The 25,152-nt window shown below is 47.2% G+C and carries 25 protein-coding genes; 13 read left to right on the forward strand and 12 right to left on the reverse strand.

Features of this window, described 5'->3' with window-relative positions; all coding sequences use genetic code 11:
* Positions 1 to 9 precede the first annotated feature (9 nt).
* The 3 genes from IAQ59_RS06970 to IAQ59_RS06980 are packed head-to-tail and all read left to right on the forward strand — an operon-like array spanning position 10 to position 4,511.
* The gene (locus IAQ59_RS06970; protein WP_209330066.1) at positions 10 to 1,935 is read left to right on the forward strand and encodes a CHU_0125 family OmpA-like outer membrane integrity protein; all 1,926 of its coding nucleotides are present in this window, start codon (positions 10 to 12) and stop codon (positions 1,933 to 1,935) included.
* Between the two features lie 41 nt (positions 1,936 to 1,976).
* The gene (locus IAQ59_RS06975; protein WP_209330067.1) at positions 1,977 to 3,146 is read left to right on the forward strand and encodes an AIR synthase related protein; all 1,170 of its coding nucleotides are present in this window, start codon (positions 1,977 to 1,979) and stop codon (positions 3,144 to 3,146) included.
* Between the two features lie 27 nt (positions 3,147 to 3,173).
* Positions 3,174 to 4,511 (forward strand): neutral/alkaline non-lysosomal ceramidase N-terminal domain-containing protein, encoded by a 1,338-nt coding sequence (locus IAQ59_RS06980; RefSeq protein WP_209330068.1) that lies wholly within the window; start codon positions 3,174 to 3,176, stop codon positions 4,509 to 4,511.
* Here the strand turns inward: IAQ59_RS06980 and IAQ59_RS06985 are convergent.
* From IAQ59_RS06985 to IAQ59_RS07000, 4 genes are all read right to left on the reverse strand, one after another.
* Positions 4,508 to 5,071 carry a pyridoxamine 5'-phosphate oxidase family protein gene (locus IAQ59_RS06985; RefSeq protein ID WP_209330069.1) on the reverse strand — a complete coding sequence of 188 codons (564 nt, stop codon included), beginning with the start codon at positions 5,069 to 5,071 and terminating at the stop codon, positions 4,508 to 4,510. The two genes, IAQ59_RS06980 and IAQ59_RS06985, sit on opposite strands and share 4 nt — an antisense overlap.
* A gap of 113 nt (positions 5,072 to 5,184) precedes the next feature.
* Complete coding sequence (locus tag IAQ59_RS06990) at positions 5,185 to 5,667, reverse strand: TlpA family protein disulfide reductase (RefSeq protein ID WP_209330070.1); 483 nt, start codon at positions 5,665 to 5,667, stop codon at positions 5,185 to 5,187.
* 99 nt (positions 5,668 to 5,766) lie between these two features.
* On the reverse strand, positions 5,767 to 6,612 hold the full coding sequence (locus tag IAQ59_RS06995; RefSeq protein WP_209330071.1) for a sugar phosphate isomerase/epimerase family protein: 846 nt from the start codon (positions 6,610 to 6,612) through the stop codon (positions 5,767 to 5,769).
* A 14-nt stretch (positions 6,613 to 6,626) separates the two neighbouring features.
* Positions 6,627 to 6,968 (reverse strand): hypothetical protein, encoded by a 342-nt coding sequence (locus tag IAQ59_RS07000; RefSeq protein ID WP_209330072.1) that lies wholly within the window; start codon positions 6,966 to 6,968, stop codon positions 6,627 to 6,629.
* A gap of 177 nt (positions 6,969 to 7,145) precedes the next feature.
* Here IAQ59_RS07000 and IAQ59_RS07005 point away from each other — a divergent pair, with 177 nt between their 5' ends.
* Together IAQ59_RS07005 and IAQ59_RS07010 are read left to right on the forward strand one after the other, a co-directional pair.
* Positions 7,146 to 9,620: a bifunctional UDP-N-acetylmuramoyl-tripeptide:D-alanyl-D-alanine ligase/alanine racemase gene (locus IAQ59_RS07005; protein WP_209330073.1), complete on the forward strand. Its 2,475-nt coding sequence runs from the start codon at positions 7,146 to 7,148 to the stop codon at positions 9,618 to 9,620.
* Between the two features lie 86 nt (positions 9,621 to 9,706).
* Positions 9,707 to 10,402 (forward strand): hypothetical protein, encoded by a 696-nt coding sequence (locus IAQ59_RS07010; RefSeq protein ID WP_209330074.1) that lies wholly within the window; start codon positions 9,707 to 9,709, stop codon positions 10,400 to 10,402.
* An 11-nt stretch (positions 10,403 to 10,413) separates the two neighbouring features.
* On the opposite strand, the gene IAQ59_RS07015 is transcribed toward IAQ59_RS07010, so the two are convergent.
* Positions 10,414 to 11,319, reverse strand: a complete 906-nt coding sequence (locus IAQ59_RS07015; protein WP_209330075.1) for a M28 family peptidase — start codon at positions 11,317 to 11,319, stop codon at positions 10,414 to 10,416.
* 73 nt (positions 11,320 to 11,392) lie between these two features.
* Between IAQ59_RS07015 and IAQ59_RS07020 the strand changes: the two genes are divergently transcribed.
* Positions 11,393 to 12,385, forward strand: coding sequence for an NTPase (locus IAQ59_RS07020; protein ID WP_209330076.1), 993 nt, complete (start codon positions 11,393 to 11,395; stop codon positions 12,383 to 12,385).
* A 259-nt stretch (positions 12,386 to 12,644) separates the two neighbouring features.
* Here IAQ59_RS07020 and yjjX read toward each other — a convergent pair whose 3' ends face one another.
* Positions 12,645 to 13,226 carry an inosine/xanthosine triphosphatase gene (gene yjjX / locus IAQ59_RS07025; RefSeq protein WP_209330077.1) on the reverse strand — a complete coding sequence of 194 codons (582 nt, stop codon included), beginning with the start codon at positions 13,224 to 13,226 and terminating at the stop codon, positions 12,645 to 12,647.
* Between the two features lie 30 nt (positions 13,227 to 13,256).
* A complete protein-coding gene (locus tag IAQ59_RS07030) occupies positions 13,257 to 13,964 on the reverse strand; it encodes a YebC/PmpR family DNA-binding transcriptional regulator (protein WP_209330078.1) in 708 nt (235 codons plus the stop codon).
* 552 nt (positions 13,965 to 14,516) lie between these two features.
* Here IAQ59_RS07030 and IAQ59_RS07035 point away from each other — a divergent pair.
* The 3 genes from IAQ59_RS07035 to IAQ59_RS07045 all read left to right on the forward strand — a co-directional run bounded on the left by IAQ59_RS07035 (position 14,517) and on the right by IAQ59_RS07045 (position 16,035).
* Positions 14,517 to 14,957, forward strand: coding sequence for a hypothetical protein (locus IAQ59_RS07035; RefSeq protein WP_209330079.1), 441 nt, complete (start codon positions 14,517 to 14,519; stop codon positions 14,955 to 14,957).
* Positions 14,958 to 15,108: 151 nt separating this feature from the next.
* Complete coding sequence (locus IAQ59_RS07040; protein ID WP_209330080.1) at positions 15,109 to 15,732, forward strand: TIGR04282 family arsenosugar biosynthesis glycosyltransferase; 624 nt, start codon at positions 15,109 to 15,111, stop codon at positions 15,730 to 15,732.
* Between the two features lie 96 nt (positions 15,733 to 15,828).
* Positions 15,829 to 16,035: a glycerophosphodiester phosphodiesterase family protein gene (locus tag IAQ59_RS07045; protein WP_209330081.1), complete on the forward strand. Its 207-nt coding sequence runs from the start codon at positions 15,829 to 15,831 to the stop codon at positions 16,033 to 16,035.
* A gap of 12 nt (positions 16,036 to 16,047) precedes the next feature.
* Here the strand turns inward: IAQ59_RS07045 and IAQ59_RS07050 are convergent, their stop codons facing one another.
* Positions 16,048 to 16,554 (reverse strand): DUF1572 family protein, encoded by a 507-nt coding sequence (locus IAQ59_RS07050; RefSeq protein WP_209330082.1) that lies wholly within the window; start codon positions 16,552 to 16,554, stop codon positions 16,048 to 16,050.
* A 223-nt stretch (positions 16,555 to 16,777) separates the two neighbouring features.
* On the opposite strand from IAQ59_RS07050, the gene IAQ59_RS07055 reads away from it, so the two are divergent.
* The 3 genes from IAQ59_RS07055 to IAQ59_RS07065 all read left to right on the forward strand — a co-directional run bounded on the left by IAQ59_RS07055 (position 16,778) and on the right by IAQ59_RS07065 (position 18,714).
* Entirely contained in the window at positions 16,778 to 17,014 is a 237-nt protein-coding gene (locus tag IAQ59_RS07055; RefSeq protein WP_209330083.1) for an acyl carrier protein, read from the forward strand.
* A 37-nt stretch (positions 17,015 to 17,051) separates the two neighbouring features.
* Entirely contained in the window at positions 17,052 to 18,128 is a 1,077-nt protein-coding gene (locus IAQ59_RS07060) for an MBL fold metallo-hydrolase (RefSeq protein WP_209330084.1), read from the forward strand.
* A gap of 121 nt (positions 18,129 to 18,249) precedes the next feature.
* Entirely contained in the window at positions 18,250 to 18,714 is a 465-nt protein-coding gene (locus IAQ59_RS07065; protein WP_209330085.1) for a MaoC family dehydratase, read from the forward strand.
* Between the two features lie 56 nt (positions 18,715 to 18,770).
* On the opposite strand, the gene IAQ59_RS07070 is transcribed toward IAQ59_RS07065, so the two are convergent.
* The 4 genes from IAQ59_RS07070 to IAQ59_RS07085 all read right to left on the reverse strand — a co-directional run bounded on the left by IAQ59_RS07070 (position 18,771) and on the right by IAQ59_RS07085 (position 23,741).
* Complete coding sequence (locus tag IAQ59_RS07070) at positions 18,771 to 21,206, reverse strand: TonB-dependent receptor (RefSeq protein WP_209330086.1); 2,436 nt, start codon at positions 21,204 to 21,206, stop codon at positions 18,771 to 18,773.
* A gap of 211 nt (positions 21,207 to 21,417) precedes the next feature.
* Complete coding sequence (locus IAQ59_RS07075; RefSeq protein WP_209330087.1) at positions 21,418 to 22,026, reverse strand: superoxide dismutase; 609 nt, start codon at positions 22,024 to 22,026, stop codon at positions 21,418 to 21,420.
* 115 nt (positions 22,027 to 22,141) lie between these two features.
* A complete protein-coding gene (locus tag IAQ59_RS07080) occupies positions 22,142 to 22,585 on the reverse strand; it encodes a nucleoside deaminase (protein ID WP_209330088.1) in 444 nt (147 codons plus the stop codon).
* A gap of 19 nt (positions 22,586 to 22,604) precedes the next feature.
* Positions 22,605 to 23,741: a hypothetical protein gene (locus IAQ59_RS07085; protein ID WP_209330089.1), complete on the reverse strand. Its 1,137-nt coding sequence runs from the start codon at positions 23,739 to 23,741 to the stop codon at positions 22,605 to 22,607.
* Positions 23,742 to 24,026: 285 nt separating this feature from the next.
* Between IAQ59_RS07085 and IAQ59_RS07090 the strand changes: the two genes are divergently transcribed.
* Positions 24,027 to 25,151, forward strand: a complete 1,125-nt coding sequence (locus tag IAQ59_RS07090) for a Na/Pi symporter (protein WP_342450685.1) — start codon at positions 24,027 to 24,029, stop codon at positions 25,149 to 25,151.
* Position 25,152: the final 1 nt, after the last annotated feature.

Raw genomic sequence — 25,152 nt, forward strand, 5'->3', positions numbered from 1 at the left:
AGCCAACACATGAATCGCGGTTTTACCTTACTTATCATAGTTCTCATCCTTGCTACAGGCTGTAAGAGTTTAGAGCAAAAAGGAATTGGCCAATTCAGTGCCGGTGAATACCAACTTGCGATTGCTACATTTGGACAAGTATTGGAAAAAGAACCCGACAACAAAGACGCAAACTATTACGTGGCAGAGAGCTACCGGTTGTCCAACCGAATCGAAAATTCCCTCCCCTACTACGAGAAGTTGCTGGAACAGGAGGAAACGTTTGAATCCTACTATCACAAAGGCCAAAGCCTCAAAAGCCAGGGCAAATACGACGAGGCCGCAGAAGCATTTAAGGCTTCCAAAGCCTTTACTCAAGATGACCGTCAGCAGGCACTCGCCGATAAGGAAATCCGAAACCTCGAATACACCGCTTCGATAGAACCCATTTGGCCCAACCACAAGTTAGAAAATTACGAACTTCTCAATACATCGGGCATTGACTACGCTCCGGTGGTGAGTGAAAACTACCTTTATTTCACCAGTTCCCGTGGAGGAGGCGGGATTTATTCTGCGGTAGGTCAAGGGTATACCAAGCTCTTTAGGGTTCGGGCGGATGGAATAAAAGTAGACGTGCAAAACATTCAGCCCATCCCCGAATTCAGAAATGAGCAGGGCCTAAATCAAGGTACCATTGCGATCAGTCCAGATGGAAATACCATGATTTATGCCAGAGGCAACTCTGCCAGTAAAAAGGATCTGCCAGATGTCAGCCTGTTTGCATCCTACTTTCGCGGAGGAGGCTTCACCGAGCCTATTTTCATGGCTTTAAATGAGGAACCAGAATTTTGGAATTCCACGCCGGCCTTTAGTTCCGACGGTGAAACACTCTATTTCGCCTCCAACCGCCCGGGAGGTTATGGGGGGATAGATTTATACAAAGCCACTAAGGTAGCCAATGGTGATTTCGGAAATGTGCAAAACCTTGGGCCGGAAATAAACACCGCGGGAAACGACCTATTCCCTAGACCTATGCCAAACGGAGAATTTTACTTTTCCTCTGATGGGCACCCTGGATTTGGCAAACTTGATATTTTCGTTGCGCATCAAGATGCCGGCAAGACGGTAATCAAAAACCTGGGCCCGAACATCAATTCAAGGGCTGATGACTTCGGGATTTTCTTCACCGATTTCCCTAAAGAAGGGTTTCTTACCTCCAACAGGGAAGGCGGCAAGGGGGATGACGATATCTACTTTTTCCAGGACCTTACCCCTAAACCGAAAGTGGTCAACGTGTTACTTAACGTGACGACCTTGGCCACTACGGAAAGTGGAGGGCAAGAAGTACTGCCCCAAGTCCGTGTGATGCTCTATGACCAAAATAACCAAAATATTGACGGTAATTTTTCCAATCAAAACGGACGCCTCAGATTCCAACTTGAGCCGGAACAGACCTACAGCATTATCGCCTCCAAAAATGGCTACTTCAACAAAAGCTTTCGATACAGCACTAATGGCAAAACACCTCGACAGGAAGAGCTCATCCAAGAGGTGACCAACATAACCTTGGATACTGTGGTGGTATTGGATCCGCTTATCTTGGAGAAGGCTATTGTGTTGGAAAACATCTATTACGACCTAGACAAAGCCGATATTCGGCCTGATGCCGCATTGGAGCTTGATAAGCTGGTGCAGATACTAACCGACAACCCTCAGATCCGCATTGAACTAAGCTCGCATACCGATGCCCGTGCCAGCGACTCCTATAACGATGCGCTATCCCAACGGCGGGCTGAATCGGCTGTTCAGTATTTGATCTCACAAGGAATCGATGCTGGAAGGCTAGAAGCCAAGGGGTACGGCAAGCGTCAGCTTATCATCGAAAATGCACAGACAGAGGAGGAACATCAGGTGAACCGAAGGACAGAGTTCAAAGTCATAGAAATCACCCAATAAATTGTTTACCTTTGCCCGCTTACCAGCAAAATACCCAGCTTATGAACGACCGGTATATGCAAAGAGGCGTTTCGGCCTCCAAAGAAGATGTGCATCGGGCTATTTCGAAACTCGATAAGGGGATTTTTCCGAAAGCATTTTGCAAAATCGTAGAAGATGTGCTTGGTAATGACCCCGACTACTGTAACGTCATGCATGCCGACGGAGCCGGTACCAAATCCTCTCTTGCCTACCTATATTGGAAAGAAACCGGCGACTTAAGCGTGTGGAAAGGCATTGCACAGGATGCCATCATCATGAATACAGACGACCTACTTTGTGTAGGTGCGGTAAACAACATCCTGGTCTCTTCGACTATAGGCAGGAACAAGAACCTCATTCCCGGGGAAGTCATCTCTGCTATCATCAATGGCACCGAGGAGGTGCTCCAAATGCTACGCGACCACGGTGTTCATGCCATTCTCACGGGCGGCGAAACCGCCGATGTGGGGGATTTGGTCCGAACCATCATCGTAGACAGTACGGTTACCTGCCGTATGCGCAAGGAGGAAGTAATCTCCAACGACCGCATTCAAGCCGGTGATGTCATTGTGGGATTGGCTTCCTATGGGCAGGCCTCCTACGAGCAAGAATACAATGGAGGCATGGGCAGCAATGGCCTTACCTCCGCACGCCACGATGTATTTGGCCATGAAATCAAACAAAGGTACCCGGAAAGTTTTGACCCGTTGGTTCCGGAAGCGTTGATATACAGCGGTAGTTTCGGTCTTACGGATCCCGCACCAGGCACACCCTTGGATATGGGCAAGTTGGTTCTATCTCCTACCCGCACCTATGCGCCCATTATGGTAGAAATTCTAAAATCGCTTCGGACGCAACTGCATGGGGTTGTCCATTGCAGTGGTGGAGCGCAAACGAAAGTGCTGCACTTCGTGGAGGATCTCCATATTGTTAAAGATAATTTATTGGAGATTCCCCCGCTTTTTAAGTTTATCCAAGCGCAGAGTGGTACAGACTGGAAAGAAATGTACAAGGTATTCAACATGGGACACCGGATGGAGCTTTATCTGTCAGAAACATACGCAGAAGAAGTGATTGCCATCTCCAAGTCCTTTGGCGTAGATGCACAGGTCGTGGGATACGTCCAAGATGGCAAAGGGCAAACCCTTACACTAAAAAGCCCTCACGGTACATTTCACTATGAGGGGTAGCCATAAATCCTTTCTAAGATAGCAAGCATGCTGCCAAAGGTACTAAAATCAATTGCAGCTATTACCTTACTGCTCCTTGGACTACTTTTCGCCACAGTGACCGTGGTAGACTGGACCCCGTACGAGGAAACTGCCTACTACAAAAACACCAACCAATCCATCGAAAATTTAGCTTGGAACCGTTCGGATACCGGATTCTTACTAGCAGGATGGGCGAAAGAAAACATCACTCCAGATGTCCCTAAGCCCTTAATACCCTACAAACCTAGGGGGAACTATGAGTTTGTGTTGGACAGCAGCTACGTACGCACGATCATCGTAGGAAACGGCACCAACCACATCGCATTTGTAAATTATGAGATCCTTTTCGTGCATCCCTATTTGGCTGGGATTGTTCGAGACCGGGTTAGGCAAAGCAATCCCGCATTGAATCAATTGTATTTTACGACCACCCACACCCACAGTGGTTACGGGGGGTTTTCTCCCGGACTTATCGGAAAACTCACCATGGGCGGTTTTGATGAGCAAGTCATTCAACTTTTAGCCGATCGCACCATCCAAAGTCTCCAACAAGCTTGGAATTCCATGGATACCGTTCGACTGGGCTATAAGAAAACCAATGCAGAAGACTTTGTCACAAACCGCCTGATTGCAACGGATCCGGTAGACCCTTATATCCGACTACTTCAGGTAGAAAAAGTCTCCGGAGAAACCTGCCAACTAACCACGTATAGTGCCCATTCCACTTTGCTACCAGGTAAATTCATGGGATTATCGGGTGATTATCCCCACTATTTCAACTTGCTTAGGGAATCCGAAGTGGACTTTTCCCTGTTTGCATCAGGCACCGTCGGCAGCCATAGACCCAAAAGCCTTGGCTCCAATCCGGAAGGTGTGAAAAAATACGCCTTCAAGCTAGATTCGTTGATTCGAGCAGATACATTGCCCATTGCCGTCCAATCGAACTCCCTTCTTGCTTTTGCTAAAGTACCGGTGGAATTGAGAGATTCCCATTTTCGGATTGCCGACAACTTACGTATAAGGCCTTGGCTTTTCAACCTGCTTTATGGAGACAGCCCTGCACATATGGATGTGATCCGTCTAGGAGATAACCTGTTTATTTCTTCAAGCGGAGAAATATCCGGCGTATTCTTGGAGCCTTGGGATAGCCTGGCAGCAACAGAGGGATTAAATCTGATTGTCACCTGCTTCAACGGGGGCTATATCGGATACATCACTCCAGATGAATATTATCACGAGAACCTATATGAGGTAAGAGACATGAATTTTTTCGGACCCTACAATGGTGCTTACCACAGCGAACTTTTTACCCGCCTAATAAAAAAAAGTGCCGAACTTGACTAGGGTGCTAGCCAGTAACTGCGCCAATCACCGCCTTCTCGTTCAAATCCAGCCCGAATATGGTCAAAACCACTCAATTGCATTACATCCAGCTTATCGGCAAAGACCTCTACGACAGTAAAAAACCGATCATCAATAGATTCCGGCCAAATATGTGCTTCACTAGGATGGCCAATTCGATGGCCCGGATGGATCAGAGGACCGTATGCCTTTCTTGCCTCCCGTGGAATGCTCTCCCAAAAAAGCGCCGATGTATCATCCTGATGGTGAACCGTTGCCTTTCCCTTTACCCGAACCTGCACACGCTTCCCGGGATCGTAAAATAAAAGAGCTACTTGGGACTTTGCCATCAACTGACCTACCTTAGAGGATCTGGAATCGGTGAAAAATGAAAAGATAAAGTTCTCGGAAAACTTTCGCAGCACCACATAGCGTGATTCCGAGCCGTAGGTGGTTAGTGGAAAAAAACGAAAAGGGTGATTCGCATCCAGTGCTCCCTCCCTCAATTCTCCTTTTACGCGCTGAAAAACATCGTCCAGCGAAGTGTGTATATCAAATAGCATCACGTCCCTCAATTTGAAATAAGCAGGTACCGATACCTGCCACTAGTCCCTAAATGTAGTTAGCTTTGTCGAATGGTTTGCCGCTAGCGCAGAAATAATTCCTATCGCACTTGTTATTTAAGTCTACTGATTAGATTTACCAATCCGCTTTCGTCTAGCTCACCTTCATGGAAAAAACGAGTCCCATCCGACTGAACAAAAAGGGTAGCTGGAATCGCTCCTGACCAATCCTTACTCACCTTCTCTATCCAACTGTTAAAATCCACATCGCTCAGTAAAAATACCGGCGCCTTGATCGCCCTGCGTTCGATAAACGAATTTACACGCTCGGGTCTCCTCCCGTCATCCAAAGAGATAAAAACAAGGTCTACATCGGGGTAATCGCCATTTACCTTTTCAAAGGCGGGCATTTCTTTCACACAAGGTGCGCACCAAGTGGCCCAAAAATTATAAATAACCAATTTTTCCGAAGGTCTGCCCGCCATCTGTTCAAATTCCTCAAACGAAATAATCTGGACGCTATCTGCGGTATCTGATGGAGGCATCATACTGCTAAAAACAATCGATAGCCACCACATGTGCACAAGTATAATCATAGGATAAAACTAGGTAATTGCAGGAAAAAGGGTGCATTTGGGAAACAAACACACCCGAGAATACGAAAAGAGACGTAAGAGGTTGTGATGACGCTCCGATTACTCCTTTAAAATTTGATTGATGTAGCGAACGCTCTGCGGGATTTGACTAACCGATCGGGAAGATTCATCTTCAATGATCAGGTATTCCACACCGTTCATTTTTGCCTGACGGATAATTCCTGCAATATCAATATCTCCCGTCCCCAGTACTACATTGGTTTCCACATCTCCCGTCCCGTCAGTGGTACCAGCCGTTCCCGATTTACGATCCTTCATATGTAACAGCGGAAACTTCGCAGGGTGCTTTCTAAGTAAGCCCAGCGGATCTCCTCCACCCATTTTGACCCAAAAAATATCCATTTGAAAATCGAAATCACGGGCGGACTGAATCATGTAATCAAACAGGGTTCCGTCGCCATGTGGTTTGAATTCGTAGCCGTGTGGATGATAGCAAAAGGTAAGCCCCGCATCCTTCACAAGCTTACCCGCTGCGTTGAATACCTCGACTGCATTCTTTGCATCGTCCATACCAAATTTTCCGGAAGCATGGGGAACCCAAAAGGTCACGATGTACTTTGCCCCAAAAGCTTTCGCACGCTCGATAACCGCCTTTGGATTGTCCCGCATCTCCTCAAAGGATCCACCTATAGAAACCATTTTCAGCCCATTGCGGTGCAGTAGGTCTTGGTAATCTTGGTCTGACATTCCATACGTACCTCCTCCCTCAATGTACCGTATCCCCCATTGATTGATAATTTCATGGTACCGCTCCACGTCTATTTTCATTTGATTTCGGAGACTGTAGAGCTGAAGGGCAATTTCTTGGGCATTCACCATAAGCGATAATCCTGAAATCAGGTAAACAAGCAAAAAAGAACTGATTTTTGACAGGTAACAAGCCATAGGTCAATGATTGGCTATTTTTCCTTGAATCGATCCACTACGTATAAAAACAAGTTGAATGAAAGCGTGGATTTCGTCTCTGACTTTACACCCTTTTCATCTACTTCAGAGGTTTTTCTATACCCACTTAGATCCCTTTCCTCTTCGACAACTGGCTCGTCGACCTTCCGAGGCACGTGGTAATCTGTCGTTACCTTTTCCCTCATTAAAACGGATTCCGTGCTTTTCACTGCCTCGGCAAATGGTCTCTCCTTATCCGATTGTGCTTGAACGAACGTTGATTGAAAAAAACAAAGACAAACAGCCAGTCCTGCGACGGTAAAAACTTTTGAGACTAGATTGCTACCTGACTGCATACGAAAGCGATTTGATGCCTAATCAACGGTTTCTTGTTCCGTAAATTTAAGGAAAACAATATATTAATCAAAAAAACGGGTGGTTTGTTTCGAAATTTTCAACAAACCTGAGCGCTAAGGCAACCCAAATTTTTAGTAATTTTGAGTGGTTGCTGAAAGAAAAGTAAAAATCTACGCATGATTGAAGTCCTATCTCCAGAAAAACTTGCCTCCATCCTATCGGCTAGCACTCCCAGGTTACCGGACGCTACCCCGATTGAACAAATAAGCATCGACTCCCGCAAAATATTCCATGGTATAGGCACGGTTTTCTTTGCGCTCCCGGGCAATCAGGTGAATGGCCATGAGTTTATTGGTTCCTGTTATAAAAAAGGCGTAAAAAATTTCGTGATCGCTGCTGAGATATTGGATCGTATCGATCTTACGTTGCAGCCTGACGCGAATTTCTACTTGGTAAAAGATCCCCTTGCGGCCTTGCAGTCGTTGGCCTCCTGGCATCGCACCCTTTTCAAGGGGCCGGTTGTCGGCATTACAGGCAGTAACGGTAAAACCATCGTCAAGGAATGGTTGGGTCAATTGCTTTCCAATCGTTTTCAGACGGCCAAAAGTCCAAAGAGCTTCAATAGTCAGATTGGTGTAGCGCTCTCGATCTTTTCCATGACCTCGTGCCACCAAGTAGCCTTGCTGGAGGCCGGCATCTCCCGTCCTGATGAGATGAAGCGCCTAGAAGAGATGATTAAGCCAGACATTGGCATAATGACGAACCTAGGCACCGCACATGGCCAGAATTTTGTCAGCAAAGCCGAAAAACTGGCGGAGAAGCTAGTGCTGTTTAAAAACTGTAAATTGTTGATTTACCGAAAAGACCATGCCGAAGTAGCCGATGCCGTTGAAAAGTTGCTTCCAGAAGCAAAACTCGTATCCTGGTCAGACAATACAGGTGCCGATTACACCCTGCGCATTAAAAAACTTCCAATCGGTGCCCGCATTATATTGGTCAAACCGGATTCGAGCATGTACACGTTCAGTACCCGCTTTTCAGACGATGCTTCCTTGGAAAACCTCCGCCATTGCATCGTAGCTGCCGCAACGCTAGGCTTGGACTTCCCATCCATCCAAGAGGGGCTGCTGCAGTTGGGTGCTGTGGATATGCGGCTAGCAATAAAAGCAGGGAAAAGGCTGTGCACGTTGATCGATGACACCTATAATAATGACCTCGCAGGGCTGGAAATCGCACTCGATTTTATGGAAATCCAGCGAAAAAAACGACGACGGGTGCTGATTCTGTCGGACTTCCCACAAATAAAGCATCCGAAAGAAGTGTACGCACACGTCTGCCGGCTATTGCACCACTATCAGATAGACCAACTCATGGGAGTAGGCCCGGATATTTCCGCCCACCTACGTACTTGCAAGATGCCTGCCTCATTTTTTAACACTACCGAAGCCCTGCTGGCAAGTGGCGAACTGAACAGGTTTTCTGACGACCTGCTCCTCATCAAAGGTGCAAGAACCTTTGAATTTGAGCGTATCGTGCAGGCATTGGAAGAGCAAATCCACGGAACCGTCTTGGAAATCAACCTCAATGCGATCACCCATAATTTCTTCTTTTACAAACAACAGCTGAAGACCAATACCAAACTAATGGCAATGGTGAAGGCCGCTGCCTATGGCGGCGGTGCCACTGAAATTGCTAATCACCTGCAAAAATTACGGGCGGACTACCTTTCCGTTGCTTATTCGGACGAAGGAGCTGAACTACGGGAAAATGGAATAACCCTGCCGATCATGGTACTAAATGTAGCATCGGAAAACGCTGCGCAAATCGTACGGCACGGATTGGAACCCGTTCTGTACAGCCCAAGTATCCTAAAATACTTCGGTGAATATGCCAAAACTGAAGGGGTATCCATTGCCATCCACCTGGACATAGACAGTGGAATGAGGAGGCTGGGATTTGATCAAGATTCCATCGAGGAGCTGAAAGCCCTACTGACCTCCTTTCCCGAACTGCGTGTGCAAAGCATCTTTACCCACCTTACCAGTACCGACAATCCCGCACACGATAAACACTCCCTTGCCCAGCTGGAACGATTTCAAGGCCTTTGCTCCCAGATAATCAATACAATCGGATACAAGCCACTGATTCACGCGCTGAACACTGCCGGTATCCTTCGCTTCCCCGAGCATTCATTTGACATGGTACGTTTAGGTATTGGGCTTTATGGAATTAGTATCGACGAGCTGTCCAAGGGGAAATTACAACAGGTAGGCACATTGAAGACGACGATCTCTCAGATCAAACACCTCAAAAAAGGGGTACATATTGGCTATAATCGCATGGGTATCATGCCTAATGACGGTAAAATAGGCACCATAGGACTTGGGTATGCGGATGGATTTGATCGCCGTTTTAGCAACGGAATCGGTTATGTGGTAGTGAATGGCCAAAAAGCCCCGGTGATCGGAAATATCTGCATGGATATGACCATGGTGGACCTTTCGGGAATTGATGCCCGGGAAGGAGACGCAGTGACCGTGTATGGGGAAGGGATCGACCTCGCCGACTTGGCAAGCCGCATTGGCACCATTCCCTATGAGTTACTGACACGGATTAGCGGTAGGGTAAAAAGGATCTATTTTTTAGATTAAGCCAATCGATTAGATTTCTCATTCAGTTCTTGTAATATTTTGTTTTCTTTGCAGCTAGTTTTCCGGCAATTAAAAATAGCTACCCTTTGAAAAATCCGATCGCCCTCTGGGATCTATCCAGGCACTTCCGAACCAAATTGCTTCAGTCCGCTTGGATGTATGTGATTTTCCCAGTGCTCTGTATCAGCGGATGCCAAAGCACCATGAGTGAAGACATCCAGGTGTATGTAAGTGATTTTGCTTCCGGCGACTTGTCACAGATAAGCAATGGAAACCTTGGCATCTTTCAGGATAAATCCGTTATGGGGTTTTACCACAATGACACCGTGACGCTATCGTTGGAAGGACTACCCGCACACGATGCACTGAGGATTACCGTAGAACTTTATGTACACGACAGTTGGGATGGCAATGTGACAGGAGTGGGAGGGCCTGACCTGTGGGTGATGGCGTTGGATGACACGGAAGTATTACGAACTACCTTTTCCAATAGCCCTTGCACTTCTTCCTATTGCCTCTACCAATCGTTTCCGGGATCCCATCCCAGCTTTAACCAACCAAAATCCGGGGCTACTTCCGCCAACCTTCCAGGAAGGTGTCAATATCAAAATGTAGCTGGCTGGACCTCGATGTATCACATCACACGCATCATCCCGCACCGAGGAAATCGTGCGTCAGTTATTTTTTGGGATGAAATCAAGCAGACCAATGCACGCAATCAACTATGCGACGAGAGTTGGTCGATAGGGCAGATCACGGTAAGCACCGTTTCTATCCAATGACAGTGAATCTATTAGGGTACGGCTGTACCGTCTACTTCCTTGATAAAGTCCAAGATTAACAAGGTTGCCTGATGGTAAAAATCAGGGTCAATGTTTTCAAAGGTGTCGGTAGGCTTGTGGTAGTCCTCGTGATCATCGACACCAAAATACACAAACGGTACACCCTGCCGGTGGAAGGGAGCATGATCCGAGGAATTGGTCCAGTTTTGGCCACCTTCTTCTCCCTCATTACCCAATACCAACTCAATGGAGGAACGTGATTTCACGACCAATAATGGGGGTCTAAACTGCGGGTAATACCGGGAACCGACAGCATACAGCCGATTGGTGCTGCTACGGCTGATCATATCCATATTTACCACCAAAGCGATCTGTTCCAACGGAAAGGGGAAATCGTTGACCAGGGCCTTCGAACCCAACAGCCCGATTTCTTCGGCGTCCACCGCCGCAAAGATCATTGAATGCGCCGGACGCTCCCTGGCAAAATACCCCGCCAACGACAGCAGTGCCCCTACTCCGGAAGCATTATCATCCGCACCTAGATAAAGATCCTCTCCCCTTTTCCCTAAATGATCGTAGTGGGCCAAAACCAAAATAATTTTGTCAGAAGCTGAGCCTGGAGCAAAACCAACTACATTGGTTCCAAAAGGGTTTCGCTTATCCGGAAAACGTTCTTTCAGCGAAAAGGGCTGTACAAATTCCTTGTACTGAGAGACCAGACCAAATTCCTTGAATCTCCCAACAATATACTCTTGGGCCAGTCGACTGCCTTCCGTGAGGGGTGCCCGTCCTTCCAGCTTGGGAGAAGCGAGGTATTTAATGTCTTCCAAAAGCCTGTCCTTATCAATTCCCTGGGCGGAAATCATGCCAGAAAACGAAAAGTAAACCGATAAAAACAATAACCTGATACCTCTCATATGCAAAATGTGTCCCTTACGTTATGTATATTCGTGAAATTACTAAACTTTGCGAACAGGAACTTCCAAGTCCATGAAATATATTTTGGGAATTGTTTTTGCGTGTTTTGCCAACCTACCGTCATTCGCACAGGAAACACCCATCGCTGGCTTTTTAGATGGAAAATCGGTGGTTTTGATTTCTGCGTCACAGACCGCTGATCCTGCACTTACCTGGCAGCAACTAGCCTCCGAGATACATGTTTCCCTGGTGGAAGCCGGTGGGGATCCCATCGCCTACTACGAACTGGAAGATGTCACCCTGACGGAGGGCAATCAGCGTACCTATGCCGAAGTTTTTTCCAAGAGAATGGTAAGAAATCTGGTTATTATAACCAGAAAGCCCACCGGAAGCTTTCACATCCATATTGCCCCTTTTTCCCAGGATCTATCCATCATTAAACCGGGACAGGGTCTAAGCATTGAAGCCGATGACCTCGCGGCGTTTAAAACCCAGATTACGTCCCTTACGGCAAATCAGAAAAGTCGGAATTTTCTCGTCCTAGAAGTTCCCGAGTTTCCGACCCCTCCCACCGATGCGGGAAGTGGCGGCAGTACGGCAACCTACCTGGCCCAAACACCCCTCAACCTAAACGTCTTCAAACTGGGCGTGATGCTGACCGGTGTAAGCAGGGAGGAAGGATTTCTAAACACCTTTCGCCAAGATTTGCTTGGCAAATCCCCACAGCAACGAGAAGCTGAGCAACTGGCCGAACGGCAAGGCCTGGAGCGCATTTTTGGAAATATCTACCCCTACGAGGTGGCATTTCTGACCGAATCACGGACAACGCAACAACTTATTCAAGACCGAGTCCAATTTATCCTGATGCGCATCGAGGGAAGGGAGGCGGACATTATGAATAACATGGGTGTGCCTTTGCCTGCCGACAGCGACGGCAATCGGATCGTGGTGAAATACTACATTAAATTGCTCGCAAGAAACGAACTCTACATCGGCAAAGAATGGGACGCCGCCCCTGATTGGCAGGATGCATTGGTTAATTTCCTTAACCAACTGGCACCCTAGCCAAAGCGCTTCCCAAAATCAGCCAGCCATCAAAAAAAGCATGCCAGGTTATTGGCATGCTCAACACAAACGGAGGTAACTGGTTATTGTAATGGGTGATTAACAACCTTTCTCCTTCTACGTGTAACTCAACTGTTTTAACCAACCTTTATACCTTGGGATCAGAGGCATCGGGGGATGGCACCATTAATCAATGAATTTCTTCTTTGTACTAAGGCTATCTACAGTAAACCACCCACACGATGGGCGTCCTTTAAATCTACTGGTATAGCTCTTTGTTCAAAAAAGGTATCAGTGCCAGAAGGACTGCCTGTCGATAGTACAGAGACCGGTTAACGATTCCCCTTGTCAGCAAGCCGACAGCACCACCACGAAGTTTGGAGTTATCTTTCGAAAAAACCAAATCATCTGCTTCTCCTAGCTCCATACCCTTTTTTACCAATACCTTGACTGCTTCCGGAAGAAAAAAGGTTCCGGTTTTTGCTTTTCCGATTACGGAACCGCCATTGAGCACCACTACCCAAGCAAAGGCGACCATCTGATCGCCCACCTCGTCTACACCGCCCTCTATGCCTACCCAATAGTCGGCTTCCGGGAATGCCCGCTTAGAGGCCGATGCCCGATTATACGCACCGGTATAAGTCTCTACATCTCCAAATGGCTGCTTGCCCACCTGCGTGTCAACATTTAACCCCTGTACGATTGGTTGATCCTCAAACGCTGCTTCGAACGCATCTTCAACACACTGGACCTTCACGGGATTTTTACTCCCTACTACGATCAATAGTTCCTTTCCTTGCGGAAGGATTTCCTGTAGGTTCTTTCTTTTTGGAAATGCCATTTCTTTGTTTGGTGGTAAAAAAAATAGCCCTTAGGCCATATTATGATATACATGATTGACATCGTCGTCCTCTTCCATACGCTCGATCATTTTGTTAACGTCTTCTTCCTGCTCCGGAGTCAGTTCGGTATACGACATCGGAAATCGCTGAAAATCCGCACTAATAACCTCTACCTGACGATCTTCCAATGCCTTCTGCATGTTGCCGAAATCCTCAAATGCCGTGTAAATGTAGATTTCTCCTTCGTTTTCGTCAATGTCCTGTAGACCAAAATCGATCAGCTCCAGCTCCAGTTCCTCCATGTCAAAATCAGCCTTGGCAAAACGAAACACAGCCTTTCGCTCAAACATAAAACTCACGGAACCGGAAGTACCCAGAGAACCTCCCGCCTTGCTAAAGTAATGGCGGATATTTGCCACCGTACGGTTTATATTATCAGTGGCCGTCTCCACGATGATGGCTACGCCATGTGGCGCATACCCTTCATAAACGACCTCCTCGTAATCCTTTTCATCTTTGTTACTTGCACGGGCTATAGCCGCTTCGATTCGGTCCTTGGGCATGGCAGCCCCCTTGGCATTTTGGATCACCGTACGAAGCTTGGCATTGGTGGTCGGATCGGGACCTCCGGCTTTCACAGCTATTACAATCTCCTTTCCCAGTCTGGTAAAGACCTTGGACATCTTACTCCAACGTTTGAATTTGCGCTCTTTTCTAAATTCAAAAGCTCTTCCCATATAGATTGATTTTTTTTAGCGTGGTAAAATTAACAAATTTTTCGAAATGGCACCGTTTAGGTACCCACAATAATCTATTCCCTAAAAATTCCCCTACTGACCAAAAATTATTTTATTTCACCCCATTAACCCGTCCAAAAACCGTATAAAAGAGTTTACCTACATCCGACTACTACGACCAAAACGATCGATCTACTCATCCCCAGCATTCCTCCACACAAACCGGACTTGACACCACCTCACACTCGATCCCGGACCTGCCGCAGCCGACCCGCCCCATTGGTAAAAAAGAAACTACCGCTTACGGCAGGATGGATATCCTATGAAGAACCCCTAGAATACCCTCACCGGAGTGAATCTCAAGCCTATTTTCTATGTCCGGTGTATTTTTAATTAAGATTTCTTAACAACTAAGGCCCACATGCAAATTAAACCAATGCCACAACGGCTAGTCTAAGAAATAGATTCAACAGTGAAATCCACACCACTTGCCGGTCAGGGCCCGATTAGGTTAGTAGGTAACAATGCAAAACCCCTTAAAACAACGAAATAATGAAAAAGGTATTGATAGTATTCGCACTGAGTATGGGATTTATCGTCCAAGGTTATTCCCAACAGGATACTCGTCCGGAAAGGACTCCGGAACAACTAGCGTCACGTGCAGCAGGCCATATGGCGGAAAAACTCGAATTGGATGACGCCCAAAAACAACGGATTTACGAGATCCAACTGAAACATGCGACCGAGAGAAGACAACGGATGGATGCCATGCGCCAGGAAATGAAGGCTTATCAGGAAGCCCATCAAGCAGACATATCGGCTGTCCTAACCCCAGAGCAAAAAGTAAAGTGGGAGGAAATGATGCGGCAGCGCAAAGAACGAACAAATGCATGGAGAGATCGTACCGGCGACCGGCGAGGCAGGCAGCCGATGCCCCGAAACCGAGGCGGTGAACAGGGCCCAAGACGGGGCGGACCTCGTACCAATTCATAGCGAGTTAACCTTCGGGACCAACCTCTTGGTCCCGTTTCTTTTTTGTGGGGGGATCCCTATCCCTCGGACCAGGCGATTTTTGATAGCGTTAATTTTTGATAGCGTTAACGAGTATCGATCCCGTTAAGCTCATTTTGCGTAGCTTTGTGTTATGAAGCAAGCCGTGATTGTCTTTCAAAAGACTCCCGAACACGGAAAGGTGAAAACCCGCCTCGCTGCGAGCATCGGAGACGAGGATGCCCTCCGTGTTTACCAATATTTACTCCAGCATACCCATAAAGTGTTGGAATCCCTCACCGTCGATATCCATGTTTTTATCAGTGGCAAAAACAGGAAACCTTCGCCTTCACCGACCAATTACTTTTTCTACAAACAACAAGGACCTGACTTGGGTGCCCGAATGAAGCAAGCTTTTGCACAGATTCTGGCGCTCGGCTACGAACAGGTATTGATCATTGGTACAGATTGCTACGAAATTTCTGCTGAAATTCTTCAACAAGCATTCGAAGTACTCACACACAACGACCTGGTGATAGGCCCCGCCAAGGATGGCGGTTATTACCTGCTAGGCATGACCCACCCCCACCCCCAATTGTTCACGGAAATCCCGTGGAGTACCTCCACCGTTTGCCGTGAGACCATAGCCATTGCAAAAGCGGCAGGGCTCTCCATTGGCCTGTTGCCTGAATTGAGCGATGTCGACACCGCCGAGGACCTTGGAGTGCTTTATCAACTGCTCAAGCTGGGCAAAAAAAAACATTCAAACCCTACATGACCGTCCATTCCTGTAAATTCGACCTTTACAATCAAACCATTGCTGCAGTGAATAGGAAACCATTTATGCTACTTTGGCTCATCATGGCCCTATGCCATGGCCCAACGGGCCAACCCCTTCCATCCCTATACATTGATTGCCCACCGGGGCGGAGTGGTTGGCCCAGATGCCCCGGAAAACAGCTTGGCGGCTCTAGAAAAGGCCATCGAACGGGGTTATCTGATAGTGGAAATCGACATGCGGCTTACCAAGGACAGCATTTTCCAAATCGATGGAATTTTCGAGGAGCTTTTTCGGGAATAAGTTTCCTACTAGTCAGTACCGGGGTGATTTGCCCTTTGGAATACTGAGGCTTTGCCAGGGAGCTTCCGTGAGAATCTTTGCCAAGTAAATTATCTGACCAATATGCGCTGCATAATGGGCCAATTGCCGGCTGATTGCGTCTACCACCGTGTGTTCCTTGTGCCCGATCCGGACGGTTTTCTTTAGGTCCTCCTCCCCGAGCGGCTCTACCGCTGCGAAAAAACAGGCCCATCCTTCGTGCCACTTTTCCCACATCACTGCTTCCGTTTTAATAATTGGTTCAAATTCTGCCTCGCGTTCCCGCCAAGACTTTTCGCCATTGCTCTGCAAAAAATCTGTCCATCTGGAAAGCATATTGCCGTGGAGGTGGTTGACGAGCATAGCCACGGAGTTGCTGTCTTCATTAAACCGATAAAAAAGCTTCTCCGCTGGTATCTGACGGATGGCGTTTTCTCCCATTTCTTTGTAATCCCTAAATAACTGGAGGACACTTTCCAAATACATAGCCGATGCTGTCATGCTGCTGCTGATTTTTATTTAACTACACTTGATTCAAAACCCTGAGGATTGGACAGTAAAAACACGCTTTGCCAAACTTTCGTTTGCATTTAAGGTCACTTCCTGGCACTATACGGGTACCCTTACTACCCCTACGTTTAAAAATAATTCCACCTTTTTTTCGTTTAAACAAAACAAATCAGATCTTATTTTCGTCTAAGGAACAACTAAACCAAACAATAACATGAATAACATCAAGGCATTGCGCAAAGCCATCCGGGTGTTTGAGTCCTACGGCATCCCTTTGACCGGGAAGCATAAAGGAGCAAACTTTTACAATGACCTCAAGATGGATAAGGTGTTCGTTTCAGGGCTTATCTACGAGTTGGAATACGAGCTGAAAAGGGAGCTCGAGGATGAAAAGATAGCCAAAATTCAAACCCCATCTGAACTAATCGAAACCTTACTTAGGGCGTCCTAACAGGAAATACCGTTAGGTTCAGTTGGAAAAATGGTTGATGAAACGAAACGTGCTTCTCTTTTCATTTACGCTGCTATTGATACTAGGCGCCTTGCCTTTTCTTGGAAAAGCACCTGCCGAAATCAACAGCTTGTTTGTTTCCAATGAACAATTGCGAACGGTAAATGAAAGCATCGCATGGAAGGGTACACCGAAATCCGAAGACGGTAAATTCCGCAATCTGTATCAGCCCTTTGAAAGCCGCTTTTCAGACCTTCTTAAATGGAAATTATCCCGTAATCCACAGCGGGAAGCCAAAAGGGCAGACAAACGAGTCCTTGAAGTACAAGCTGCGCAAGAGCTAGTATCCGGAGTGAATGATTTTTTGATTTGGCTTGGCCATGCAAGTTTTTTGATGAGAAAAGACGGGGTTACATTTTTGATTGATCCAATCTTGATCGATAACTTATTTCTTAAAAGGCAATCCGAGTTGCCACTTGCACTAGCTAAATTGCCAAAAATCGACTTCCTGCTTATCTCCCACAATCACCGGGACCACTGTGACCAATCCACCGTGGAATATTTGGCATCCAAAAACCCCGATATGACCGTGCTTACCGGTCTCGGTATGAGTGAGGTGCTTACTCCTTGGCTTGCGGGCCAGCAAATTCAGGAAGCAGGCTGGTTCCAACAATATGACCTTTTGGATTCGGCTGTTCAGGTGGTGTACGTTCCCACGAGGCATTGGTCACGAAGGGGGCTTATGGATGAAAACGAGCAACTTTGGGGAGTTTTTTTCTTTCGCTTTGCTAACACCTCCATCTATTTCATGGGTGACAGCGGCTACGGGGCACATTTCGCCGACATCAAATCGGTATTGGGCAGTCCAGACTATGCGCTTTTAGGGGTCGGTGCTTTCAAACCGGAATGGTTTATGCACCAATCCCACATTAGCCCGACAGATGCCATTCGAGTGGCTAACGAAATAGGCGCGGAAAATTTCTTCCCCATGCATTTCGGCACTTTTGACCTATCAGACGAACCTCCTTTGGAGCCCTTGGATATCCTCCTTGAAAACGCGGACAAAATAAACGGAAGGTTCATTTTTCCCGTCATTGGGAAGAATATTTGGTAAAGTTCCGCTAACTTGCACGCCGGTGCATGTGGTCATACCGACCTCTGAACGCAAAAACACCGGCATCCCTTAGGGGAAATCTCTTTTACCTCATCCCTTTACAACTTAAAACCATATTTTAATGAGTCAGCTGATCATTGACAGTTACGAGGCCTTCCTCGCCTACGTGGGCCAGGATTTAGGCGTTTCGGACTACCATAAAGTCACCCAGGAACAGATCAATTTATTTGCAGACGCCACACTGGACCATCAGTGGATCCACATAGACCCCAAGCGGGCAAAGGAAGAAGGCGCATTTGGAGGAACCATTGCGCACGGATACCTTACTCTGTCGCTCGTGCCCTACCTTTGGGATCAGATCGTCACGGTGAAAAATCTCAAGATGATGGTCAATTATGGGATCGAAAACCTCCGCTTTGCCAACCCCGTGAAGGTGAACGACGAGATCAGAATGCATGCGAACCTAGCCAATATCAGCGATTTACGGGGTACTATCAAGACGGAAATGAAGGTTAAAATTGAAATAAAAGGGGAAAAAAAGCCTGCATTGGCGGCAAACCTCATCTTTTTATACCATTTTCTATAATGTAAAAATCGCCTGCCCCCTTCAGGAGTCAGGCGATTTCTTTTTCCGGCGAGCGATTAGTCCAGGCGGTTACGTTCCTCTGAACTGCCGCTTCGCTGAGATATCCTGAAATTTTCTCCTTGCGAAAACTTCCAACGGATACCCAAACGCACAGACTGTATGTTGTTGTATTGGGCCACGTCTGTATTGATTTGGTCAAACAGGATATTACCGGTAAACCGCTGACTTCTTAGCAGATCCGTCCCGTTTAGGCTGACACTCCACTGATCATCTTTGAAGCTCTTGGTGACTCCTGCGTCCAGCCAAGCCGCCGGATTTAGCACTAACTGTCCAAATCGGTTTTTGCTCATGTACGTACCGACTACTTCCACTTTCCAGCCTTTGGCAAAGGAGAGGTTGTGCTGCGTTCTTGCCATCATCGATACTTGGCTTACATCCAGCATTTCACCGCCCAGCTGAGACTGAAAGGTATTGTTGCTCACCTGCAACGTATGGTTGGTAGTGTACCACGGGGCAAATTCGACGGGTACGATCAACCGGAGATTAAGGTTTGTAGTAACGTCTAGGTTTTGGATCTGAATGGCCGTTCTTCTGGTTTCATCATCCTGCACCATGATTTGCCCAAAGGCATTTTCTGTCCGTGCGTAGCCCAAGCTGACTTGATACATCCCTTTGATCGTATGGTTCATCTCCAAGTTGGTCGCATACTGGGGCGTCAGATTTGGGTTTCCCTGCTCCACCGTCAACGGATCGATGTAGAAGATAAATGGGTTCAACAACCGGTAGTTGGGACGGGTTATCCGCCGGTTGAGCGTATAGCCGATCTGATAGTTATCGTTGACCTGCTGCTGTAGACTAACACTGGGGAAAAAGTCTAGGTACTGCTGCGCATTTCTCCGGTTCATGGTAACGCTATTGCCCAAGATATCGGAGTATTCCATCCTAAGACCTGCTTGAAGGTCCAGCTTGCTCCCCACTTTGGTTTTGTAGTTGCCATACGCCGCGAGCACCTGTTCGTGGTAGATAAACTGATTGCTGTTTGGATCCGGCTCGAAGCCGCCTTCCTCTTCGCTCTTGGCAATCTGCAGGTCATTGTCTGACTTCACCCAGCTGCCCTTTACGCCCAATTCCAGCGTTCGGCCCTTCTTTAAAGGTTTGGTAAAATCTACCTTGGAGGTTAGAATGGTGTAAGCCATTTCGTTTCCCGTTAAAATCCTGCCTAGGGTTCCTGATTCGATGAGGTCTTCGGTCCAGTAGCGATTGGTTAATAGGCTGAGACTGCCCGCATCCATCAGTGTGTAGTCCAGGTCGGAAGTTAGCTTGGTGCCCAAGGTATCCAACTCACCCACGTAATGCAGGTTCACAAAGTACCTGGTATTATCCGAGTGGCTGTCGTTGAGTGCCCTGAGGTGTTGAATAGCCGTGTTGGAAGGGTTGGAAATTGCCGTATTGGACAGGCCGTCTTCGGTTCCATCCTGCCTGGAAGCCTGCAAGTTAATCCCGACGCTGTGCTGCGCATTGATCTGATAGTCTGCACCACCGTTGAAGAACAGGTTTTTCCGCACCAGCTTTAGCCTTGCCACTTGGTCAAATGCCGAGATGCCTTCCTCTACTTGAAACCTTCTTAATATCTCTAGGTCGTTATACTGCGCCCATTCGTTGTAGTTCAGGTTGCTGTTGGTCGTCCACTTACCTTTTTTCAGGTTGAGGCTTCCTCCAAGGTTGGGCGCATAAATTCCGTTATATCTACTGCCTGCTGTTAGGTTTCCATTCATACCGTTGAGATCGTTTTTCTTCAGCCGAAGGTTAATGACACCCGCAGCACCTTCCGCATCAAACCGGGATGATGGATTGTTGATCACTTCAATGCTTTTGATATTTTCCGCAGGCATGGCTCTCAAAAAGTTGGCTAGGTCCGCTGCGCTCATGTAAGTTTGCCGATCATCTATCAGCACGACCACACCACTTCTTCCATTCAGGTTAATGTTGCCATCGCTGTCCACGAAAACGCCTGGAGACCTACCGATTACATCCAGAGCAGTGTTGCCTTCCGCGAGGGGAGAGCCCTCCACATTTACGACCGTTTTGTCTGCGTCGAACACGACCTGAGCGCGCATACCGCTAACGGTGACTTCCGACAGCGAGGACAGCTCCTCCTGCAATTTGACAGCGCCGAAATCACGCTTTACCTTGCCATCCAAATGCAGAGCTTGGGATTGGAATGTTACAAACCCCATGCTTGAAATCTCTAAAATAACTTCCCCTCTAAAAGCAGAATTTATCAAGAAAAAGCCTTCCCCGTCAGTCACGGTCCCTGTGATTAGGTTTTGGGATGAACTTTCCTTTAGGGTTACATTGACAAAGGGCAGTGCCTCCCCATCTGATGTGACTACGGTACCGGTTAAGCTATTACCTAGCTCTTGCGCGGCCGATTCGCTGAGACCGAGCAGGTAGGCCAAAAGGGTAAAAAAGAACCATGCTGAAAATTTCATAATGATGTAGTTACTAGTTGTTCGTTGACTCCTCCCTTGAAAAAGCGGTGCCAAAACGAAAAAAAGTTCTTATATGACTGATTTACAGATTTATAAGAAAGTTTACTTTGTGGGCTATGTATCGAAACCGGACAGAATTATTGTCCGATATTAAAAAAAAATCCTCCTGACTGACAGCCAGGAGGACCATATAATTTGAATAATCCGCAGATTATTTCGCCGCAGCGTATCGCTTAGCGACTTCTTCCCAATTTACAACAGACCAAAAGGCGCTGATGTAATCGGGTCTTCTGTTTTGGTAGTTCAGGTAGTACGCGTGTTCCCACACGTCCAATCCCAAAATCGGAGTGCCCTTCACGTCAGCGACATCCATCAGGGGGTTGTCTTGGTTTGGTGTAGAACTTACCTGAAGCTCTCCGGAAGCATCTACACTAAGCCATGCCCATCCGGAACCGAATCGGGTAGCGGCAGCCTTGTTAAATTCTTCTTTCAGCTTGTCAAGTGAGCCAAATTTCGCGTCGATAGCTTTGGCCAAGTCACCTGAAGGCGCACCGCCACCATTAGGAGATAGTACGGTCCAAAACAAGGAGTGGTTGTAGTGGCCTCCTCCGTTGTTTCGTACAGCTGGAGACGCGGAAGAAATGTTTTTCATGATGTCCTCTAGGCTTTTGCCTGCGAGGTCGGTGCCTTCTACAGCGCCGTTCAAGTTGGTGACATAAGCGTTGTGGTGCTTTCCATGGTGGATTTCCATGGTCTTTGCATCAATATGCGGTTCTAGTGCATTAAAGTCATAGGGTAATGCGGGAAGTTCAAAAGCCATTTTTTCGTTAAAATTTAAGGTGAAACATTGAGTTAATGTGATGGTTGCTAGGTTTAAAAAACCTAATAAGCCAACCACAAATCCCGGAAAATGGTTCTAAAATCGCCAGGAATCTCTAATTTCTCAACGATTTGAAAAAATCCTGCAGTAGTTTTTGAGATGCTGACTCACACAACCCGCTGCTCACGATGGTCTTAGGGTGCAGCACCGGCTCGGTCAGTCTGCTGTATCCCCTTTTGGGATCATTTGCCGCAAAATGCAGTTCGCCAAGCTGCGCCCAAAAGATAGCGCCGGCACACATGAGACAAGGTTCTAGGGTTACGAAGAGTTTGCATTCCGGCAAGTATTTGGACCCCAGTGCACTGAAACCTGCTGTCAATGCCAAAATTTCCGCATGGGCGGTGACGTCCGTAAGACGTTCGGTTTGGTTGTAAGCCCTGGCGATAATCCGGTTTTTACAAACAAGCACCGCCCCTACTGGAACCTCCCCTTCTTCCAGCCCAAGCTGGGCTTGCTTCAGGGCTTCCATCATGAAATACTCGTTGGAATATAGCTCCATGCCAGTTCTCTTACCTTCGTTACCAGTTTGTAAACAAGGCGAAAACTTCTTTCCGAACGCCCTCGTTGATGATTAGGGCCAATATCAAGGAGACTAATAGGCCAATTCCGGCTTTGACCATGTCATTTTTGGCAAGGCGATACGCACGCACCAGCCTTGCCCGCCGCTTTTTCAGCTTTCTGGATTTGGCAAGGGCAATGGCCAGTTCCCGGCCTCCCAGCAAACCAATAAAGACCCAAGTGGTACTCATCGGCATATTGCTGTAGCCCTTGAAATAAAAGAGGATCACGGCATACACCAAATCCACAATGGTCGCAGCCCTCACATCCGTTACTTTCGTCTTTTCGTTGACGATGCCCTGTATTTTATCTCCCTTCAGGTAAAAGAGAAAGCCCAATCCGAGAAATACAAATCCGGTGTACGCGACAAATTCCCAAACCCCAAGCGTTCTCGGTAAAAACACGGCGATATTGGCTGCATCCTGCATTATCCACACCGCCCACAAGGCACCCGAAGTAATCCACTGCAAGACATACCAAAATGGTTTTGGCTTTCCCTTCAGGTAGTTTTCTACAAACTTTTCGAGCAAAAACCAGACAATAATCGCCCCCAAGAAGGCCACCAAGTAGCCGATAAAGCTCTTTTGCATCACGCCAATGATTGTACCGGCTTTGTACGTAAATACGTTCAATAACAAAAAGGTGGTGGAAACCGGCATACGCAGCCTGGTCATCACAAGGAGTACGATAGGCGCTGCAAGCTGCAAAAACACAAAATTATCCGGTGCACGATCCAACCCCTCTACCCGAAGCCGCTGATAGCTGACGTCACCGTCATACACCACCCAGCTGTAGGTCACTGTGGCCACAAAGATCAGCCCCATAAAAAGCCACAGGTAATACCACTTCCGGTTTTGATTGGAGGCAATAAAGGTGCCTATGGTCTGAATACTGTCGTTGGCAATGGCAGAATAGGCCGCCAAGGCAAAGCCAAACCACATCGCTGCATAGGTATAGGGAGTAATGATGCCCGCGATGGACACCAAGATACACATGATCAGCAGGAAGGATTTTTCTTTTTTACTAAAATCAAAAAGTGAATAGGCGGCCTTCGAGAGCGCATCCTGATTGATGTTTTGATCCTTCAATTTGACCATGGCAATGCTTAGGCTGGTGAAACGCAGCCACAAAGGTACGTAAGTTTATAAGAGCTCAATGTTAACAAATTGTTAATAAAAGCAACCAAAGAATAGGGGACACGCGCCAAAAGCACCCTGCTTTTACTCAACAATTAAAGGTAACGGTTTTTTTTCAGTACTTAAACACCCTACAATCAACTATTTCAGTCAAATCCCAAAAAAATCAAATTAACATAACCTTCATCTAAAAAACGCCTTAATAACTTTTTTCTAACGGAAATTTGCGCAAATTTTACCTATTGAATGATTCAAGCCCCTAGCATGCTCGTCAAAGAAACCGTTAAACCGACCCTTTTATTGATAGGAATGGCGTTACTCGGTCTTTTGCTTTTTATGTTTTCGATTGACCTGATGACTTTTTCGGTGGGAAAGCTGAACAGTGTGGTGGCCAAAGACATCTTTACTGCTACCGAAAACCCCTTTGTGGGACTGTTTATCGGCATTCTGATGACTGCGCTTATTCAGTCAAGTTCCACCATCTCGGCCATGGTAGTGGCTGTGGTAGCATCGGGAAGCCTTAGTCTCACGCAGGCCGTGCCGCTCATCATGGGGGCAAACATTGGCACTACCCTGACCTCCAACTTGGTTTCCCTGAGCTTTATCACGCAAAAGAAACCTTTTAAAAAAGCCCTATCTGCCGCAGTGCTGCATGATTTTTTTAACATTATCACTACATTGGTGTTGTTTCCGCTGGAAGTCTCCTTTGGGCTCTTAAGTGATATGGCCCATCACCTTGCAGGATTCTTTATGACGGCCGATGGGAATCAGCACACGCAGGACTTTGCTCCCTATAGGTTTTTTCTGCGACCGCTATCCGACCTACTCTATGGGTGGTTAAACTGGCCACTTTTCTGGTTAGTTTTCGGCGTGATCCTACTATTTGGATCCATCAAGCTCCTCTCTAACCTCGCATTTGAATCCATCCTTTCGCCTAAATACAAAAAAGCCAGCAAACACCTGTTCAAACAGCCTTTTAGAGCCTTCGGATATGGCGTCTTTTCCACGGCTGCCGTTCAGTCCAGCACCATCACCACCTCCTTGGTCGTGACGGTAGTGGCAACGGGAAAGGCATCTTTGGACAAGGTTTTTCCATTTATCATCGGTGCAAATATCGGCACGACGATCACCGCGGCCATCGCGGCGCTATATAAGACAGAGGCTGCTATAAGCATCGCGTTGGTGCATTTTTTATTTAATCTGATCGGCGCGCTGATTTTCCTTCCTTTTCCGCCTGTACGCAGAATTCCGCCCCGCTTGGCATCCCTGTTTGGCAAGCAGATCGTCAAGTCCCGCCTTATTGGACTGGCCTACATCTTGCTCACATTTTTTGTGATCCCTTTCCTATTGATTTACCTCAACAGCGAGTAGG

Origin of the sequence: Lunatimonas salinarum, assembly GCF_017811155.1 — a bacterium.
In the GTDB taxonomy this organism is placed as follows: domain Bacteria; phylum Bacteroidota; class Bacteroidia; order Cytophagales; family Cyclobacteriaceae; genus Lunatimonas; species Lunatimonas salinarum.